Raw genomic sequence first — 16,192 nt, forward strand, 5'->3', positions numbered from 1 at the left:
CCGCGGCCTTGCCGTTGCCTTGCGCCGCGCGCGCAGGGCGGGGCTGTCTGTGCACGTGCCGTGCGCAGCGTGGCAACTCTGTCGACCCTTCCCCTGGAACGCCCAAATGATCTGAACAAGGAGCGTTTCAATGCCTGGCCATTCCACCGATGTTGTCGATCCCGATGTGTCCGCGGCCTTTGCCGTCGATACCGATACGCGTGCGCTTGCCGAGCGCATCGCGCAGGCGCTCGACGCCATGCGCGAAGGCCGTCCCGTCGTGCTGCTCGACGATGACGACCGCGAAAATGAGGCTGACCTGATCCTCGCCGCCGAGCGCCTCACCACCGCCAACATGGCGATGATGATCCGCGAATGCAGCGGCATCGTCTGCCTGTGCCTGACCACGGGCAAGGTGCGCCAGCTGGGCCTGCGGCCCATGGTCGAGCACAACCGCAGCCAGTACGGCACGGCCTTCACGGTCTCGATCGAGGCGCGCGAGGGGGTCAGCACCGGCGTCAGCGCCGCCGACCGCATCACCACCATTCGCGCCGCCATTGCCGCAGACGCGGGCACCGATGCAGTCGTCAGCCCCGGCCACGTGTTCCCGCTGGTGGCGCGCGACGGCGGCGTGCTGGAGCGCCGCGGCCATACCGAGGGCTCGGTCGACCTGGCGCGCATGGCGGGCCTGTCGCCGGCCGCGGTGCTGTGCGAGCTGATGAACCCGGACGGCACCATGGCGCGCCGGCCCGAGGCGCTGGCCTTCGCCGAGATGTACCGGCTGCCGGTGCTGACCATCGAGGACCTGGTGGCCTGGCGGGAATTGCACGGCTGACGGCGGTGTGCCTGCCGCACGTTCCGGTCTGAAAACGTATCGGGATGTGTCGGAATGCGGCACCCGTGTGCGACAATGCGGATCGCTTTTCCCGTCAATACGAGGGCAATTCCATGACGTTCCGCATTTTTGGGTACGCAGCCGCGCTCGCTGGCTGCGTGCTCGGGCTGGCTGCACCGCTGGCGCATGCCGAAGGCAGCGCCGCGCCGGCCTCCCGCCCGGCCGCCGCCGCCGGGCTGTACGAGTGCCAGGTGCCTGGCGCCGGCACCGTGTTCCGCTCCACTCCCAGGGAAGGCTGCCGCTTGGTGGTGGCGCCCGATCCGGGCGCGCCTGACCCGCAGCGCTGGATTCCGCTGATGGGCGCCAACGGGGTGATCTCCTATTTCGACCAGTCCGCCGTGCGCCGCCAGGGCACGGAGGTAGGCGTGGTGGTGATGCGCAATTCCCCGTCGGGCGTGATCCGCACCGCCAGCGGCGAGCCGATCCGCTCGTCGCTCAAGCGCATGGTGCTGAACTGCGCCAACTCGATGTTCGCGGTGGTCGAGCAGACGCTGTACAGCAAGCGCTTTGCCCGAGGCGAATCGCTCTATACGATCCGCGCGCCGCAGTATGGTACCTTCCAGCCGGCCGGGCCGGGCACGATCGCCGGCGAGCTGCTGCGGCGGCTGTGCCGCTGAGCCGCTGAGCCGGGCGGCGATTCACGGCGCACAAGTACATCGTCTCAGGGTTTGTCCTCGTCAACCGCGTACAAACCATCCTCGTTGATGCTGATGACAGGGCGCAGACCAATGCGCCCCGGTCATTGCAGGCATTCCCACATGCAGGGGCTCACGAGGAGACCGAAATGAAGAAGTGGATCGTCATGCTGTCGATGGCAATGTTTGGCGCGGGCGCGATGGCGCAGACGCCGGCAACCCCGGCCACGCCCGCCACGCCGGCAGCTCCGGCGGCGACCAAGGCTGCGCCGGCCAAGGCCGACAGCGGCAAGGCCAAGGCCAAGAAGACCAGCGCCAAGAAAAAGAAGAGCCACGCAACCGGCACCAAGGACCCGATGGCAAAGAAAGGCGCCTGAGCGCCGCTGCCAAACTGGCGGGCGGACGCACGGCTCCCCGGCAAGCGGGGACGCAAGCGGCGCCCTTACCGCCATGCCGCCACGCATTGATGGCGGGCCGGGCCGGCGGGCCCGGCACCGCTGCGCGAGATGACAGCCTTGTGGCACGCAATGCGTGCCGTCCGGGGGGAGGGCGTGTCAGGCGGATCAGAACGGAGGCTTCGGCCTCCTTTTTTTCGTCTGCTGCACGCGGTGGCCCCGCCGCGCCGGCTTTGCGCATGCACCGGCCCACGCTATGCTTGCGGGCATCGTGCCAGGCATGGCGTGTGGCCGTCGCGCTGGCAAGGCGAACTCGGACGGGAGCGTTTATGGCAGCGCTTGCAGCATGGCGGCGGTGGCAGCGGACGGCGGCAGCATGGGTGGCCGGACTGGCCTGCCTGGTTTGCATGGGCTGGACGCATGCCGGCCTGGCGGCGGCGCCAGCCCCATTGCCAGCCTCAGTGTCCGCCCCAGCGCCGGCGGCGATTGTCGTACACACCGGCGACGCGGCCGAGCTGCGGCTGATGGACCGGCCGGTCGCCACACTGCGCGCCAGCATTGCAGGCGCCGGCCCGGCTGCGCGCGTGGCGAGGGCGCAGCAGGCGTTTGACGAACTCTCCGAAGCCGAACTCGCGCTGCCGTCTGGCCAGGTCAGCGGCACCTTAGGCGAGGCCCCGATGATCGCGTTCCGGCAGGGCGACTGGCTGCTGTTCGTGCTCACCGCGCAGGACCTGTCCCCGGAAGACAACCTCACGCTGGAAGCCGCTGCCACGCGCGCCGCGGCCGGGCTGCAACAGGCCGTCGAGGCGCGGCGCGCGCACCTGCACTGGCCCAACCTCTTGCGTGGCGCCGCGCTGAGCGCGCTGGGGCTGGCGGTGCTCGTCGCACTCGCGTGGGGGGTGGGGCGTGCGGGCATCGCGCTGCGTACCCGGGTGCAGGTGGCCCTGCAGCGGCACCTGGAACAGCGCACCGGTGCGGAGTTCGACTGGACCGGCGCGCTCTACCATTTGATCGGCCGCATCGTGCAGATCCTGACCATCGGCCTGGTGCTGGTGCTCGCCTTTGCCTGGCTGGACTTTGCGCTGGAGCAGTTTCCGCTGACGCAGCCGATGGGCGACCGCATGGGCGCGTTTATCGCCGGGCTGCTGTCGCGCATCGCCCTGTCGATGGTGGCGGCAGTGCCGGGCCTGGTCACGGTGGCGGTGATCCTGCTGATCACGCGCGCGGTGCAGCGGCTGGTGTCGAATATCTTCAAGGCCGTGCAGAAGGGCCAGATCACCGTGCCCGGCATGCACCCCGAAACCGCAGGTGCGACGCGACGGGTGGCGGCCGTGCTGATCTGGGCGCTGGGCTTTACCTTTGCCTACCCATATATCCCCGGCTCGGAGAGCGATGTGTTCAAGGGGCTGTCGGTGCTGCTCGGCTTTATGGTGACGCTGGGATCGGCCAATGTGGTCAACCAGCTGATGAGCGGCATGGTGGTGGTTTACTCGCGCGCGCTGCGGCGCGGCGACATGGTGAGCATCGGCGAGACCGTCGGCACCGTGGCTTCGCTCGACGCGTTGTCGGTGAAAGTCATCAACCTGCGCAATGAAGAAGTGACCCTGCCCAATGCGGTGGTGGTCGGCAGCGCCATTCACAACTACACGCGCCACGGCAGCGTGCGCGATCCGCATGCGCACGAGGGCTGGCAGGCGGCGATGATCTCGACCTCGGTCACCATCGGCTACGACACGCCGTGGCGGCAGGTCCATGCCATGCTGCTCGCGGCCGCCGCCGAGGCCACGCACGTGGCGCCGTCGCCCACGCCGTATGTACTGCAGCGCGGGCTGTCGGATTTCTACGTCGAGTACGAACTGTTCGCCGCGCTGGACCAGCCGCGCAACCGCTTCTTCGCGCTGTCGGCGCTGCATGCGGCGATCCAGGACCAGTTCAATGCGCACGGCGTGCAGATCATGTCGCCGCATTTCATGGCACAGCCGGAAAAGACGGTCTATGTGCCGGAGGCCAAGTGGTACGAGCGGCCGGGCGCGCCGGACATCGATCCGGCGGCGCATCCGCACCGGTCACCGTCGCAGACAACATGACACGTGCGCCGCGACGTGCCGGATCAGCGCGGCTTAGTCACCGACGTGCCGTGACTTCCATTGCCCGCTGGGCTGCTTGCAGAACCAGCCGTTCCAGTGTTCCTCGGCGCTGCCGCGCTTGAGGTCGGACTTCACGCGCCGGCACGGCTGGCCCTTGTCGGTCTTGCTTTCGATGGGTGTGATGGTGCCGTCGATCTGCTGGCGCCGTCCCGCGGCCGGGTAGGTCCATTCGACGGCCTGGCCGTCGGCGGTATCGTTCAGCGCCTTGCGCACCGACTTGGCAAACGACGTGCCTTCCTTTTCGTTCATCGTGCCGATGATGGTGCCGCTCAGGTAGTTGTCGAAGTACGCCTGCGCGGGCGCGGTCATGGCGAGCAGCAGGGTGGCACCCAGCGCGCCGGCGATGGCGGCACGCTGGGCTGGGCGTGCGGTATGTTGTGTGGGCCGAGGCAGCATGACGATTCCTTTATGGCTTCGTGGTGGCGTTTGGGTGGCATTGTAAGCGCAATGCCGGGCTGCCGACGACGGCAACCACGGCAGGCTACGCTGCCGCAGCGAGCGCGCATGCCGCGCCGCGTGGTTGACACATGCAAGGCCCTGACCTAGCGTTGATTGTTGCCCCGACGCTTGCCGTCCCTCACGCGCCGCAACTGCTGCCGCTGCGCCCCTTTCTATATAGCCATGGCAAGCCATCCCTGCGAGAGGAGATCCCATGAAGCTGCGCTATCTCACCATCGGCCTGGCGCTTGCCTGCGCCTTCGGCACGCTGCACGCCCAGACCTCGGGCAAGACCGACAAGTTCAATACCTACACCGACGGCGCCAAGCAGGACAAATTCAGCCCGTACTCGGATGGCGCAAAAAGCGACAACGTGACCTCGCTGAATCCGGGTGCGCGACCTGACCAGTTGGAGCCGATCCAGGACGGTGCGCAGAAGTCCTTCGACTCCTACAGTCAGGGCGGCATGAAGAGCGGCAAGTTCGATACGTATTCCGACGGCGCCAGGAGTGGCAAGTTCGATACGTATTCGGAAGGGGCCAAAAAGTAACACTGTATTAAAGGGTCCGCCGGGCGGCGGACCCGGATATCCAGCGAATTGTGAGGGGCCGGCAAGCATTGCCTACGCCGGGTGGGTGGCCGTGTGACCTCGGCGCCCGCAAAGCCTTGCCTGGAGCGGCTTTCGGGCAACCTGGTGAACAATTTGTTTCAAACCTTGCGTGATCGAAACGTGACTTTGGCGTCTCGAATTGTTATGGTCTATTGCGCATCGCAACAAACCAGACACATACCCCACGGGCCGTTCGCTTCGTGTCCGGGCCACGCCACTTCGCGCCGGGTCCGTCTCTTGCTGTGCCGTCCTTCGTTCCGACCGCCGATGCCGGTCACCCCGATTTAACCGCTCACCCTGGCATACATGTCACAGACCGCCACGCCACACCTGTCCGCAACGCTATCCCGGCCCGCTCGCGCAATCACCGCCGGCCCGGGCGCCCGCCACCGCGCGCAGCGCGCAGGCTTGCGGATTGCGGCATGGCTTGGCGGTGGCGCGCTGGCGCTGTGCGCCATGGCCGCGCATGCGTTCGACTTCGACACCGTGGCGGCGCGCGCGCGCCAGCTGGCGGCATCGCCGTACAAGGCGCCCCCGCAGAACCTGCCGCGCGAGTTGCGCGAGCTGTCCTACGAACGCTACCGTGAAATCGAATACAAACCCGAACGTTTCGCCTGGCGCGGCACGCGCTCGCCGTTCGAGTTGTCGTTCTTCCACGAGGGCATGGTGTTCGACCAGCCAGTGCGCATCCATGAAGTGGTGGGCAACAGCGTGCGCGAGTTCCGCTTCGACCCCTCTGCGTTCAACTACGGCCCGCACAAGGTCGATGCCGCCAAGCTCAAGACGCTGGGCTTCGCGGGCTTCCGCATCCTCTATCCGCTCAACGGCAAGCGCAAGGACGAGCTGGCGTCGTTCCTCGGCGCGAGCTATTTCCGCGCGCTCGGCAAGGACCAGTGGTATGGGCTGTCGGCGCGGGGGTTGGCGGTGGACACCGCGCTCAATTCGGGCGAGGAGTTCCCGCGCTTCGTCGAATACTGGATCGAACGCCCCGCGGCCAACGCCAAGGAGATCACGATCTACGCGCTGATGGATTCGCGTCGCATGAGCGGCGCGTACCGCTTCACCATCAAGCCCGGTGAGGAGACCGCGATGGAGGTCAAGTCGCGCCTGTACCTGCGCGAGAACGTGACCAAGCTGGGGCTGGCGCCGCTGACCAGCATGTACCTGTACGGCGAAAACCAGCCGTCGCCGGCGCAGGACTTCCGGCCCGAGGTGCATGACTCGGACGGCCTGTCGATCCACCTGGGCACGGGCGAATGGGTGTGGCGCCCGCTGGTCAATCCCAAGCGGCTGCTGGTAACGTCCTTCGCGGCGACCAACCCGCAGGGCTTCGGGCTGATGCAGCGCGACCGCAGCTTCAACAGCTACCAGGAACTCGGCGCGTGGTACGAGCGCCGGCCCAGCGGCTGGGTGCAGCCGCGCGGCAACTGGGGCTCGGGCCGGGTGGAGCTGGTGCTGATCCCGACGCCGGACGAGACCAACGACAACATCGTCGCGTACTGGGTGCCGGACAACCCGCCCAAGCCGAAGCAACCCTTCGACTATGAATACCGGCTGCTGTGGCAAAAGGACGGCGAACAACAGCCGCCGCTGTCGTGGGTGACCCAGACCCGTCTGGGCCAGGGCCAGACCCGCAACAAGGAGGACATGAGCTTTTCGCTGGTGGTGGACTTCGAAGGCCCGTCCTTCCGCAGGCTGCCGGCTGACGTTCGCATCGACCCGGTGGTTTCGGCCGATGCCAACGGTGAATTGCTGAAGACGTCGGTACAACGCAATGAGGCGACCGGCGGCTGGCGCATGACCATGGTGATGCGACGCAAGGACGAAACCAAGCCGGTAGAGTTGCGCGGCTATCTTCGCAACGGCAATACAACCCTATCCGAGACGTGGAGCTACATCTTACCCCCCGGCTAAAGCAGCGACCGGCCCAGGCGGCGGCATGCGAGCGCTATGTCGACCGCCTGCCCGTATCGCCTGAAGTGCGCAGCGAACTGCTGGCAGACGGCCCGAGCGCCGCGGCCACGCCTGCCGCACCCCTGACACCCGTAGCATCCGGTGCCCCCGTGATATCCGTCACTCCGGACGGCCGCGACGCGCAGGACGCGATCGCGCGCCTGCAGTCGCGCCTTGCGGCCAAGGACACGCCGGCCGCGCAGGGCGGCAGCGCCTACGCCTCCGTTGGCCGCCGTTTCACGATGGCGTACGGCAATCCGCAGGTAGGCGGCGAATCGCTGCTGCAGCGGCGCGAAGACGGCACCGTCAAGGTCGACACCGGCCCCGAGCCCGAGCGCAGTTCGATGGTGCCGCGCCAGTGGCCGCCGCATATCGTCACCGGCTGGCTGCGCAATACCTGGCGCCGCATGTTGGGCCGCCCGCCGGTGCCCGAGACCTGGGACACCCTGCACGACGGCCCCGATGCCGAAGGCAAGTGGCACCCGGCGGGCTCGCACCGCCGCTGGTTCCTGCTGGGCCTGGTCGTGATCCAGACCGTGCTGGCCACGTACTTCATGACCAGCGTGCTGCCGTACCACGGCGCCGACCCGCTCGAGATCGCGATCCTGGGGCTGTTCGCCATCCTGTTCTCGTGGGTGTCAGCCGGTTTCTGGACGGCGATGATGGGCTTCCTGGTGCTGGCCAAGGGCGGCGACCGCCACCTGATCTCGCGCTCGGCCGCGCCTGACGGGCCGCTCGCGCCCGAGGCGCGCACCGCGATCATCATGCCGATCTGCAATGAGGACGTGACCCGCGTGTTCGCGGGCTTGCGCGCCACTTATGAATCGATGGCGCGCACCAGCCACCTGGCCAACTTCGATTTCATCGTGCTGTCGGACAGCGGCAACCCCGATCTGCGCACCGCCGAGCACGATGCGTGGATGGAACTGTGCCGCGCGGTCGGCGGCTTCGGCCGCATCTTCTACCGCTGGCGCCGCCACCGCGTGAAGCGCAAGACCGGCAACGTGGCCGACTTCTGCCGCCGCTGGGGCAGCAAGTACCGCTACATGGTGGTGCTCGATGCCGACAGCGTGATGAGCGGCGACTGCCTGGCCACGCTGGTGCGGCTGATGGAAGCCAACCCCGGCGCCGGCATCATCCAGACCGCGCCGCTGGCGGTGGGCCGCGAAACGCTCTATGCGCGCGTGCAGCAGTTCGCCACGCGCGTGTACGGGCCGCTGTTTACCGCGGGGCTGCACTACTGGCAGCTCGGTGAATCGCACTACTGGGGCCACAACGCCATCATCCGGGTCAAGCCGTTCATCGAGCATTGCGCGCTGGCGCCGCTGCCGGGCCGTGGCCCGCTCTCGGGCGAGATCCTGTCGCACGACTTCGTCGAAGCCGCGCTGATGCGCCGCGCGGGGTGGGGCGTGTGGATTGCCTACGACCTGGAAGGCTCGTACGAAGAACTGCCGCCAAACCTGCTGGACGAGGTCAAGCGCGACCGCCGCTGGTGCCAGGGCAACCTGATGAACTTCCGGCTGTGGCTCAAGCAGGGTTTCCACGTGGTGCACCGCGCGGTGTTCCTGACCGGCATCATGGCCTACCTGTCGGCGCCGCTGTGGCTGCTGTTCCTGCTGCTGTCCACCGCGATGCTGGCCAAGCACGCGCTGGTGCCGCCGGAGTACTTCACGCAGCAGTACCAGTTGTTCCCGACCTGGCCCGAGTGGCATCCCGAAAAGGCGCTGGCGCTGTTCTCCGCCACCGCGACGCTGCTGTTCCTGCCCAAGCTGGCCAGCGTGGTGCTGCTGATGAAGCAGGCGCGGCGCTACGGTGGCGCGGTGCAGCTGTTCGCCAGCATGCTGATCGAGGTGCTGCTGTCCGCGCTGCTGGCGCCTACGCGCATGCTGTTCCACACCAAGTTCGTGATCGCGGCGTACAGCGGATGGGGCATCTCGTGGAAGTCGCCGCCGCGTGAAGACGCGGAGACGTCCTGGGGCGAGGCCTTCCGCCGCCACGGCTGGCATACCGCGCTGGGGCTGGCATGGGGCGGGCTGGTGTACTGGCTGAACCCGTCCTACGTGCTGTGGCTGCTGCCAATCGTCGGCTCGCTGGCGCTGTCGATCCCGCTGTCGGTGATGTTGTCGCGGGTGTCGTTCGGACGTGCCTCGCGCAATGCGGGGCTGTTCATGATCCCCGAGGAGACGCTGGTTCCGCGCGAGATCGTCGAGACGCAGCAGCATGTTGAGAATGCCGCGGAGACGCCGGACTTTGTCGATGCTGTGGTCGACCCGGTCACCAACGCACTGATGTGCGCGACCGCCACGCCGCGCACCATCCAGCCGGATTCGGCACGGAAGCGCCACGAGGGGCTGGTCGTGCATGCGCTGACCCATGGGCCGCGCGCGCTGACCCCGGCGCAGAAGCATATGCTGCTGGGCAACCCGTTCGCGCTGGCGCGCCTGCATGAACTGGTGTGGGGCTCGCCGCTGGCCGATGCCGGCTGGAAGGACACGCGCGTGCTGATGCGGCGCGCCGCCAACGTTCTGCCGCTGCGTCCGCGCGCGGCCTGAGGCACGCAGCCGAAAGCGGCAACAGCAGCAAAATCGACAACGGCCCGCTTCATGCGGGCCGTTGTCGTTGGCTGCAACCAATCTCCTGTTGCAACCGATTCTTGTTATCGTGTTCAGCGCAGCGCGGCGGTGCAGATCGGCGAGTTGATATAGACGTCGCCCACGCGGCGCTCGCCGCGGTCCTTGCGCGTCATATAGCGGAACATCAGGCTGACGCCAAGCTTGGTCAGGATTTCCACGTCGCGGTTTGCGCAGATATTGCGCTGCAGCGGCGCGGCGTAATTGACCTCGAAGCTGGCCAGGTCCAGCATCGGCCCGCGATAGTTGGTGAGTTCAAGCTGGAACAGCACGTGCTTGCCCGGGATCGACTGGCAGCGGCGCAGGCGCGTCTCGCCATCGATCTCGATCGGCAGGGCGTCGTTGAGCTGGCGGCAGGCGCGCGCCAGCACGTTGTCCGGGCGCGCGGTGCTGCGCAGAAGTTCGGGCACGCCCGCGGCGCCGGTGTTCTGGCCGGTGGCCGCGCCCTTGAGCATGCGCGACAAGGCCTCGGCTTCATCGATCACTGGGGCGACCGGCGCCGAGGCGGCGGCGTTGCGCGTCAGTGCCGGCGCGGCCGTGGCCATCAATGGCACGGGTAGCACCCACAGCAGCGCAGCCGCGAGTGCGGCCGGGCCAAGCGAAGCGGAAAGCGGCGTTTGTCGTATTCTCATGCAAGCTAACGTTGCCGGGACCGGTACTGTCGTCCGTCTCTGCGTGGCCGCCGGCGCTCTGGCGATCTCTCTCGCGCCGACAGGCTCGCATTGTACTCTCCACCCCGGCAGGCGTGAAAGGCACGGCACACTGCGAGGACGTCCGGATTGCATCGGGAGCGCGTTTTTGCTGCATGCATGCAAGCGCTTGCCTGATATCACTATCCAACAAAAATGCCAGGCATGCCATCTTCATCGAAGCCGGCGTTGGCGTGGCGTTGCCATGGTGCGCGACCGAACTTTCCGGCGCTCAACACCAGTTTTCCTGAACGACAGTTTCAAACCGCAGCACGCCCGAGCCGCAGCGTTTTCGTTATGCTGTGCAACAATTGTCCTTTGCACGCGTTGCACGGCCGGCTGTTTCACAAGCAGGCCGGCTGCGCGTGACCACCGCCGTTCCCGGATGCCTTCCATGTCTCGTTCTCCGAGCGCTGCCTCGCCGGCGCGCTTTCCCGCCTGGCTGCTGATCTGCGGCTCGCTGATGGCGATCGCGCCGCTGTCGATCGACATGTACCTGCCCAGCTTCCCGTCGCTGGCCGGCGATCTCGGCGTGGACATCGGCCAGGTGCAGCTCACGCTCGGCACCTTCCTGGTGGGGCTGGCGCTGGGGCAGGCGTTCTACGGGCCGTTCAGCGATCGTTTCGGGCGCAAGCCGCCGCTGTATGTCGGGCTGGGCCTCTATGTGGTGGCCGCCGTTGGTTGCGCGCTGGCGCGCAACGTGGAGTCGCTGATGCTGTGGCGCTTCCTGCAGGCGCTGGGCGGCTGCGCGGGCATGGTGATGGCGCGCGCGGTGATTCGCGACCGGCTCGAGGCGCATGAATCCGCGCGCGCGTTCTCGTCGCTGATGCTGGTGATGGGGCTGGCGCCGATCCTCGCGCCGATCCTCGGTGGGGCGATCCTGACGGCGTCGGGCTGGCGCACGATCTTCTGGGTGCTGGCGGCGGCCGGGACCATGATCCTGCTGCTGGTGCACTGGCGCATGGAGGAATCGCTGGACCACAGCCGTGCGGCGCCGCTGCGGCTCGGCACCGTGGCCAGGAGCTATGCCGAACTGCTGCGCGACCGCGAATTCCTGGGCTATTCGCTGTCAGCCGGCTTCGGCTCGGCGGGCATGTTCGCCTATATCTCCGGCTCGCCGTTCGTGCTGATCGAGCTGCATGGCATCGCGGCGTCGCACTACGGCTTTGTGTTCGGCGCCAATGCGCTGGGGCTGATCGCGATGTCGCAGCTCAATGGCCGGCTGGTGCGCGGCCGCTCGCTCGACCATGTGCTGGGGCGCGCGCTGCTGGGGGCGTGCGCGGCAGGGATCGGGCTGGCTGTCGCGGCGCTCGCGGGCGTGGCCGTGCTGCCGGTGCTGCTGGCCGGTTTTTTCGTCTTTATTGCGGCACTGGGTTGTGTCACCCCGAATGCGTCGGCGCTGGCGCTGGCGCACCAGGGCCATCGCGCCGGCACAGCCTCGGCGCTGATGGGCACGTTGCAGTTTTCACTGGGCACGCTGGGCGGTGGTGCCGTCAGCGTGTGGCGCGACGGCACCGCGTTGCCGCTGGCGGTGGTGATGGCGGTATGCGGTATCGGCGCGGTGCTGATGCGGCATTACGGCCGCTCTGGCACGCGCTGATGCCGCCCGCCGACGTTGGCCAGCCTCAGGCCGCCGCGGCCTGCTGCACCACCACCATGTGCGCCGGCATGGGCGCGGCATAGCCGGCCTGGCCGAAGCATTCGCGGATGACGCGGTTGGTGTCGAAATAGACCTGCCAATAGTGGTCGTTGTGGCAGTGGGGGCGTACCGCCAGTACCGGGCCGACCAGCGTGAACTCCAGGATCTCCACGTCGACGGGGGGCTCGGCCAGCACGTTGGGGATCTGTGCGATGCGCTCCTTCAACAGCGCCACCGCCTCGGCCACGTCGGTGCTCCCCGCCAGCTGCGCTTTCAGTTCCACGCGCCGGAACGCATTGGCCGTGAAGTTCTGGATGGTGTCGCTGAAGATCTTGTTGTTGCCGACCACGGTCTGGACGTTGTCGGGCGTGTCCAGCGAGGTCGCGAACAAGCCGATCTCGCGCACCGTGCCGGTGACGCCGCCGATGGTGACGAAGTCGCCGACCTTGAACGGCCGCAGCACCACCAGGAACGCACCCGCGGCGAAGTTCGACATCAGGCCCGACCAAGCCATGCCGATGGCCACGCCGGCGGCGGCAATCAGTGCCGCAAAGGTGGTGGTCTGGATGCCAAAGTAGCCGAGGATGCCGATCACCAGCACCACGTTCAGCGTCACGGTGACGATCGAGCCGACATAGCGCAGCAGCGTCGGATCGACCTTCTGCTTGCCGAGCGCGTTCTGCACCATGCGCACGACAAAGTGGATCAGCCATCGGCCAATGACCCAGAAGGCGAGGGCGGCGAGGATCTTGACCCCGAACTCAGTGGCATAGGCGACAACCAGGGTCTTGAGGTTGTCCAGCGTGGTGGCTTCCATCGGCGTTTCCTTTCGGTTTGGGGAGTCCGCCCGGCTGCCGGCGGCAACATCCATACCGATTCTGCCGGCTACTGGGTGCAAGCCCTGCGCGCTGACGCGGCGCAATACGAGGGCACGGCAATTATTGGAACGCCGTGCGGGGAAGTGCAAGCAAATAATTGTGAAGGCAAGCTGCGTCCGGGCAGCTTGCCTGTCTGAATCTGGCCGTCCCGCCGGGATTACCAGTTGGTTTCACGCTCCGGTGTCGCGGAAATCCGATGCAGCGTCAGGTCGGCGCCATTGAATTCGCCCTCGGCGTCGAGCCGGATGCCCACCAGCTTCTTCAGCGTGCCGTATACCAGGGTGCCGCCGGCCAGCGCAATCGCGATGCCGAGCGTGGTGCCGAGCGCCTGCGCGCCCAGCGACACGCCGCCCAGCCCGCCCAGCGCCTTCGCGCCGAAAATGCCCGCGGCGATGCCGCCCCAGGCGCCGCACAGGCCGTGCAGCGGCCACACGCCGAGCACGTCATCGATATGCCATTTGTTCTGCGCCAGCGTAAACAGGTAGACAAAGAGCGCGCCGGCCACACCGCCGGTGATCAGCGCCCCCAGCGGGTGCATCAGGTCCGAGCCCGCGCACACGGCCACCAGCCCCGCCAAGGGGCCGTTGTAGGCAAAGCCGGGATCGTTGCGCCCGGCCGCCCAGGCCGCCAGCGTGCCGCCGGCCATCGCCATCAGTGAATTGATTGCCACCAGGCCGCTGATCTTGTCGACCGTCTGCGCGCTCATCACGTTGAAGCCGAACCAGCCCACCGCCAGCACCCAGGCGCCCAGCGCCAGGAAGGGGATGTTCGACGGCGGATGGGCGCTGATGCGGCCATCCTTCTGGTAGCGCCCGCGCCGTGCGCCCAGCAGCAGCACCGCGGGCAGTGCGATCCAGCCGCCCACCGCATGCACTACCACGGAGCCGGCAAAGTCGTGGAACGGCGCGCCGGTCACACGCGTGATCCAGTCCTGGATGCCGTAGCGCTGGTTCCAGGCTATGCCCTCGAAGAACGGATAGACAAAGCCCACCAGCACAAAGGTGGCGACCAATTGCGGATTGAAGCGCGAACGCTCGGCAATACCGCCCGAGATAATCGCCGGAATGGCCGCGGCAAATGTCGCCAGGAAAAAGAACTTGACCAGTTCGTAACCGCTTTTCTGGGCCAGGGTTTCTGCGCCGGCCATGAATTGCACACCATAGGCGATGGTGTAGCCAATAAAGAAATAGGCGATTGTCGAAACCGCAAAATCCACCAGAATCTTCACCAGCGCATTGACCTGGTTCTTCTTGCGCACCGTGCCCAGTTCGAGAAAGGCAAAGCCGGCGTGCATGGCCAGCACCATGATGGCGCCAAGCAGTATAAACATGGCGTCGGTGCCAGTCTTCCAGTTGTCCATAGTCACCTCATGCTCAAAATGGGAGCGTGGGTATGCAAAAAGCATTCCAGCTTTCGCTGCATCCTGGTGCTCATTGCACCTTCCTGAGCAAAACCGCACCGGAATGCCGCGTGGCAAGCTTGCGGAGACGGGGTGAAAATCGGAAACGGCTGGTCGGCGGGGCCTGGAATGCGCCAGAATGGAGCCTTGGTGCGAGGTCTGGCTGATCCGTTGTGGTGCAGCGCCCCAAGAGTGGGCATGTGTTCCATCGCGGGTAGGGACGGTCGTGGCAGTCGCAGCCGAGATTCCCAGGCAAACGCTACAGCCCGGGAAATCGCGCCGCTGGCAAGCGGAAAAAGAGTGGGAAATTGCCCGCTAACCGGCCTCAATCAAGGATTTGCGGGTTTTTTCGTTGCATTGGTGCCACTGGGGATTGCTCAACGCGCGAAGGGCAGATTAGACTGCGCCGATCGATGGCTTGCCGCCAGGCCAGCTCATCGGTGACGACGACCAACAAGGGAAATCAGCCATGAATAAAGGTGAACTGGTATCGGCCATTGCCGCGGAAGCAGAACTGAGCAATGCCGCTGCCGAGCGTGCGCTTAACGCAGCGCTGGACAGTATCAAGAAGGCAGTGGCCAAGGGTGACTCGGTGACGCTGGTGGGCTTCGGCAGCTTCAGCGCCGGCAAGCGCGCCGCCCGTACCGGCCGCAACCCGCGTACCGGCGAAACCATCAAGATCCCGGCCGCCAAGACGGTCAAGTTCTCTGCCGGACAGGGTTTCAAGGACGCCGTGAACAAGAAAAAGTAAGCGGTCTGCGTCCACAGCTAGAAGAGCGGCCTGGCAGGCCGCTTTTTCTTTTGGGGCCGCCTGGGCACACCAGTGCCGCTGCGCTCGGGTTAAACTGCCGGCGCGCCCGGGTCGTCGTCAGTGCCGCCCCGGCCATCCAGCCCCCGCAATCCCCGACTCCGCATCATGAACGACCAGTCCCACCAGCTTTCCATGACCGTGCTGATGACGCCGGACATGGCCAATTTCTCCGGCAACGTCCACGGCGGCACCATCCTCAAGTACCTGGACATGGTCGCCTACGCCTGCGCCAGCCGCTACGCCGGGCGCTACGTGGTCACGCTGTCGGTCGACCAGGTGGTGTTCCGCCAGCCCATCCACGTGGGTGAGCTGGTGACCTTCCTGGCCTCGGTCAACTACACCGGCCGCAGCTCGATGGAAATCGGCATCAAGGTGGTGACCGAGAACATCCGCAGCAAGCTGGTGCGGCATACCAACAGCTGCTACTTCACCATGGTGGCCGTGGATGACAACGGATCGCCCGCCGAGGTGCCGCCGCTGGAGCCGCGCGACGAGGTGGAGCGCCAGCGCTTTGCCGCCGCGCAGCAGCGCCGCGCGTTGCGCCAGGAAATGGAAAAGCGCCACGACGACATCAAGACGTCAGTGACCTGAGGAGCGCGGGCCCAGCCATGAAGTCCAATCGCATCCGTACCATCCTGGCCGCGGCCGCCTGCGTGGCGGCGGCGACAGGCGCGCAGGCCGAGGAGATTGGCAGCGTCAGCACCAATTTCCGCATGACCGGCTCCGACAAGGTGGTGATCGAAGCCTATGACGACCCCCAGGTGGACGGCGTGACCTGCTACGTGTCGCGCGCCCGCACCGGCGGCATCAAGGGCCAGCTCGGCATGGCAGAAGATCCGCCCGAGGCCTCGATCGCCTGCCGGCAGGTCGGCACCATCGCCTTCAAGGCGCCGCTCAAGCAGCAGGACAACGTCTTCTCGGAGCGCATGTCGATCCTGTTCAAGACGCTGCACGTGGTACGCGCGGTCGACCGCAAGCGCAATACGCTGGTGTACCTGACGTATTCCGACCGCATCGTCAGCGGCAGCCCGCAGAACAGCGTGACGGCCGTGCCGGTGCCGGCCGGCACGGTGATCCCCGTCAAGTAACAGGCC

The 16,192-nt window shown here is 66.7% G+C and carries 15 protein-coding genes; 11 read left to right on the forward strand and 4 right to left on the reverse strand.

Features of this window, described 5'->3' with window-relative positions:
- Positions 1-130: 130 nt before the first annotated feature.
- From ribB to AC10V3_RS27205, 4 genes are all read left to right on the forward strand, one after another.
- Complete coding sequence (gene ribB, locus AC10V3_RS27190; protein WP_490924285.1) at positions 131-814, forward strand: 3,4-dihydroxy-2-butanone-4-phosphate synthase; 684 nt, start codon at positions 131-133, stop codon at positions 812-814.
- A 113-nt stretch (positions 815-927) separates the two neighbouring features.
- A complete protein-coding gene (locus AC10V3_RS27195) occupies positions 928-1,491 on the forward strand; it encodes a surface-adhesin E family protein (protein WP_041682052.1) in 564 nt (187 codons plus the stop codon).
- A 167-nt stretch (positions 1,492-1,658) separates the two neighbouring features.
- Positions 1,659-1,886: a hypothetical protein gene (locus tag AC10V3_RS27200; RefSeq protein ID WP_454753061.1), complete on the forward strand. Its 228-nt coding sequence runs from the start codon at positions 1,659-1,661 to the stop codon at positions 1,884-1,886.
- Positions 1,887-2,233: 347 nt separating this feature from the next.
- Complete coding sequence (locus AC10V3_RS27205) at positions 2,234-3,991, forward strand: mechanosensitive ion channel family protein (protein WP_490924286.1); 1,758 nt, start codon at positions 2,234-2,236, stop codon at positions 3,989-3,991.
- A 33-nt stretch (positions 3,992-4,024) separates the two neighbouring features.
- Here AC10V3_RS27205 and AC10V3_RS27210 read toward each other — a convergent pair whose 3' ends face one another.
- A complete protein-coding gene (locus tag AC10V3_RS27210) occupies positions 4,025-4,447 on the reverse strand; it encodes an RT0821/Lpp0805 family surface protein (RefSeq protein ID WP_022538464.1) in 423 nt (140 codons plus the stop codon).
- 256 nt (positions 4,448-4,703) lie between these two features.
- Here AC10V3_RS27210 and AC10V3_RS27215 point away from each other — a divergent pair, with 256 nt between their 5' ends.
- The 3 genes from AC10V3_RS27215 (at position 4,704) to mdoH (ending at position 9,604) form a co-directional block, all read left to right on the forward strand.
- Positions 4,704-5,039 (forward strand): hypothetical protein, encoded by a 336-nt coding sequence (locus tag AC10V3_RS27215; RefSeq protein WP_490924287.1) that lies wholly within the window; start codon positions 4,704-4,706, stop codon positions 5,037-5,039.
- 366 nt (positions 5,040-5,405) lie between these two features.
- Positions 5,406-7,013 (forward strand): glucan biosynthesis protein G, encoded by a 1,608-nt coding sequence (locus AC10V3_RS27220; RefSeq protein ID WP_022538466.1) that lies wholly within the window; start codon positions 5,406-5,408, stop codon positions 7,011-7,013.
- On the forward strand, positions 6,986-9,604 hold the full coding sequence (gene mdoH, locus AC10V3_RS27225; RefSeq protein WP_490924288.1) for a glucans biosynthesis glucosyltransferase MdoH: 2,619 nt from the start codon (positions 6,986-6,988) through the stop codon (positions 9,602-9,604). Before AC10V3_RS27220 ends, mdoH begins: the two co-directional genes overlap by 28 nt.
- 113 nt (positions 9,605-9,717) lie before the next feature.
- Here the strand turns inward: mdoH and AC10V3_RS27230 are convergent, their stop codons facing one another.
- Positions 9,718-10,314, reverse strand: coding sequence for a hypothetical protein (locus tag AC10V3_RS27230; protein WP_041681763.1), 597 nt, complete (start codon positions 10,312-10,314; stop codon positions 9,718-9,720).
- A gap of 451 nt (positions 10,315-10,765) precedes the next feature.
- On the opposite strand from AC10V3_RS27230, the gene AC10V3_RS27235 reads away from it, so the two are divergent.
- Positions 10,766-11,971, forward strand: a complete 1,206-nt coding sequence (locus AC10V3_RS27235; protein ID WP_041681764.1) for a Bcr/CflA family multidrug efflux MFS transporter — start codon at positions 10,766-10,768, stop codon at positions 11,969-11,971.
- 25 nt (positions 11,972-11,996) lie between these two features.
- On the opposite strand, the gene AC10V3_RS27240 is transcribed toward AC10V3_RS27235, so the two are convergent.
- Together AC10V3_RS27240 and AC10V3_RS27245 are read right to left on the reverse strand one after the other, a co-directional pair.
- Positions 11,997-12,827, reverse strand: a complete 831-nt coding sequence (locus AC10V3_RS27240) for a mechanosensitive ion channel family protein (protein ID WP_490924289.1) — start codon at positions 12,825-12,827, stop codon at positions 11,997-11,999.
- A 218-nt stretch (positions 12,828-13,045) separates the two neighbouring features.
- A complete protein-coding gene (locus AC10V3_RS27245) occupies positions 13,046-14,248 on the reverse strand; it encodes an ammonium transporter (protein ID WP_490924290.1) in 1,203 nt (400 codons plus the stop codon).
- Between the two features lie 508 nt (positions 14,249-14,756).
- Between AC10V3_RS27245 and AC10V3_RS27250 the strand changes: the two genes are divergently transcribed.
- The 3 genes from AC10V3_RS27250 (at position 14,757) to AC10V3_RS27260 (ending at position 16,186) form a co-directional block, all read left to right on the forward strand.
- Entirely contained in the window at positions 14,757-15,038 is a 282-nt protein-coding gene (locus AC10V3_RS27250) for an HU family DNA-binding protein (RefSeq protein ID WP_010814166.1), read from the forward strand.
- A gap of 165 nt (positions 15,039-15,203) precedes the next feature.
- On the forward strand, positions 15,204-15,689 hold the full coding sequence (locus tag AC10V3_RS27255) for an acyl-CoA thioesterase (protein ID WP_041681765.1): 486 nt from the start codon (positions 15,204-15,206) through the stop codon (positions 15,687-15,689).
- Between the two features lie 17 nt (positions 15,690-15,706).
- Positions 15,707-16,186: a CreA family protein gene (locus tag AC10V3_RS27260; protein WP_022538473.1), complete on the forward strand. Its 480-nt coding sequence runs from the start codon at positions 15,707-15,709 to the stop codon at positions 16,184-16,186.
- Positions 16,187-16,192: the final 6 nt, after the last annotated feature.

It is taken from the genome of Cupriavidus sp. PB-02, from assembly GCF_058252315.1.

Bases quoted from the DNA above. Each gene is read 5' to 3' on its own strand.
- AC10V3_RS27200 (WP_454753061.1), top strand. From the start codon at position 1,659: ATGAAGAAGTGGATCGTCATGCTGTCGATGGCAATGTTTGGCGCGGGC.
- AC10V3_RS27215 (WP_490924287.1), top strand. From the start codon at position 4,704: ATGAAGCTGCGCTATCTCACCATCGGCCTGGCGCTTGCCTGCGCCTTC.
- AC10V3_RS27250 (WP_010814166.1), top strand. From the start codon at position 14,757: ATGAATAAAGGTGAACTGGTATCGGCCATTGCCGCGGAAGCAGAACTG.
- AC10V3_RS27220 (WP_022538466.1), top strand. From the start codon at position 5,406: ATGTCACAGACCGCCACGCCACACCTGTCCGCAACGCTATCCCGGCCC.
- AC10V3_RS27255 (WP_041681765.1), top strand. From the start codon at position 15,204: ATGAACGACCAGTCCCACCAGCTTTCCATGACCGTGCTGATGACGCCG.
- AC10V3_RS27195 (WP_041682052.1), top strand. From the start codon at position 928: ATGACGTTCCGCATTTTTGGGTACGCAGCCGCGCTCGCTGGCTGCGTG.
- AC10V3_RS27260 (WP_022538473.1), top strand. From the start codon at position 15,707: ATGAAGTCCAATCGCATCCGTACCATCCTGGCCGCGGCCGCCTGCGTG.
- ribB (WP_490924285.1), top strand. From the start codon at position 131: ATGCCTGGCCATTCCACCGATGTTGTCGATCCCGATGTGTCCGCGGCC.
- AC10V3_RS27210 (WP_022538464.1), bottom strand. From the start codon at position 4,447: ATGCTGCCTCGGCCCACACAACATACCGCACGCCCAGCCCAGCGTGCC.
- AC10V3_RS27205 (WP_490924286.1), top strand. From the start codon at position 2,234: ATGGCAGCGCTTGCAGCATGGCGGCGGTGGCAGCGGACGGCGGCAGCA.
- AC10V3_RS27240 (WP_490924289.1), bottom strand. From the start codon at position 12,827: ATGGAAGCCACCACGCTGGACAACCTCAAGACCCTGGTTGTCGCCTAT.
- AC10V3_RS27230 (WP_041681763.1), bottom strand. From the start codon at position 10,314: ATGAGAATACGACAAACGCCGCTTTCCGCTTCGCTTGGCCCGGCCGCA.
- AC10V3_RS27235 (WP_041681764.1), top strand. From the start codon at position 10,766: ATGTCTCGTTCTCCGAGCGCTGCCTCGCCGGCGCGCTTTCCCGCCTGG.
- AC10V3_RS27245 (WP_490924290.1), bottom strand. From the start codon at position 14,248: ATGGACAACTGGAAGACTGGCACCGACGCCATGTTTATACTGCTTGGC.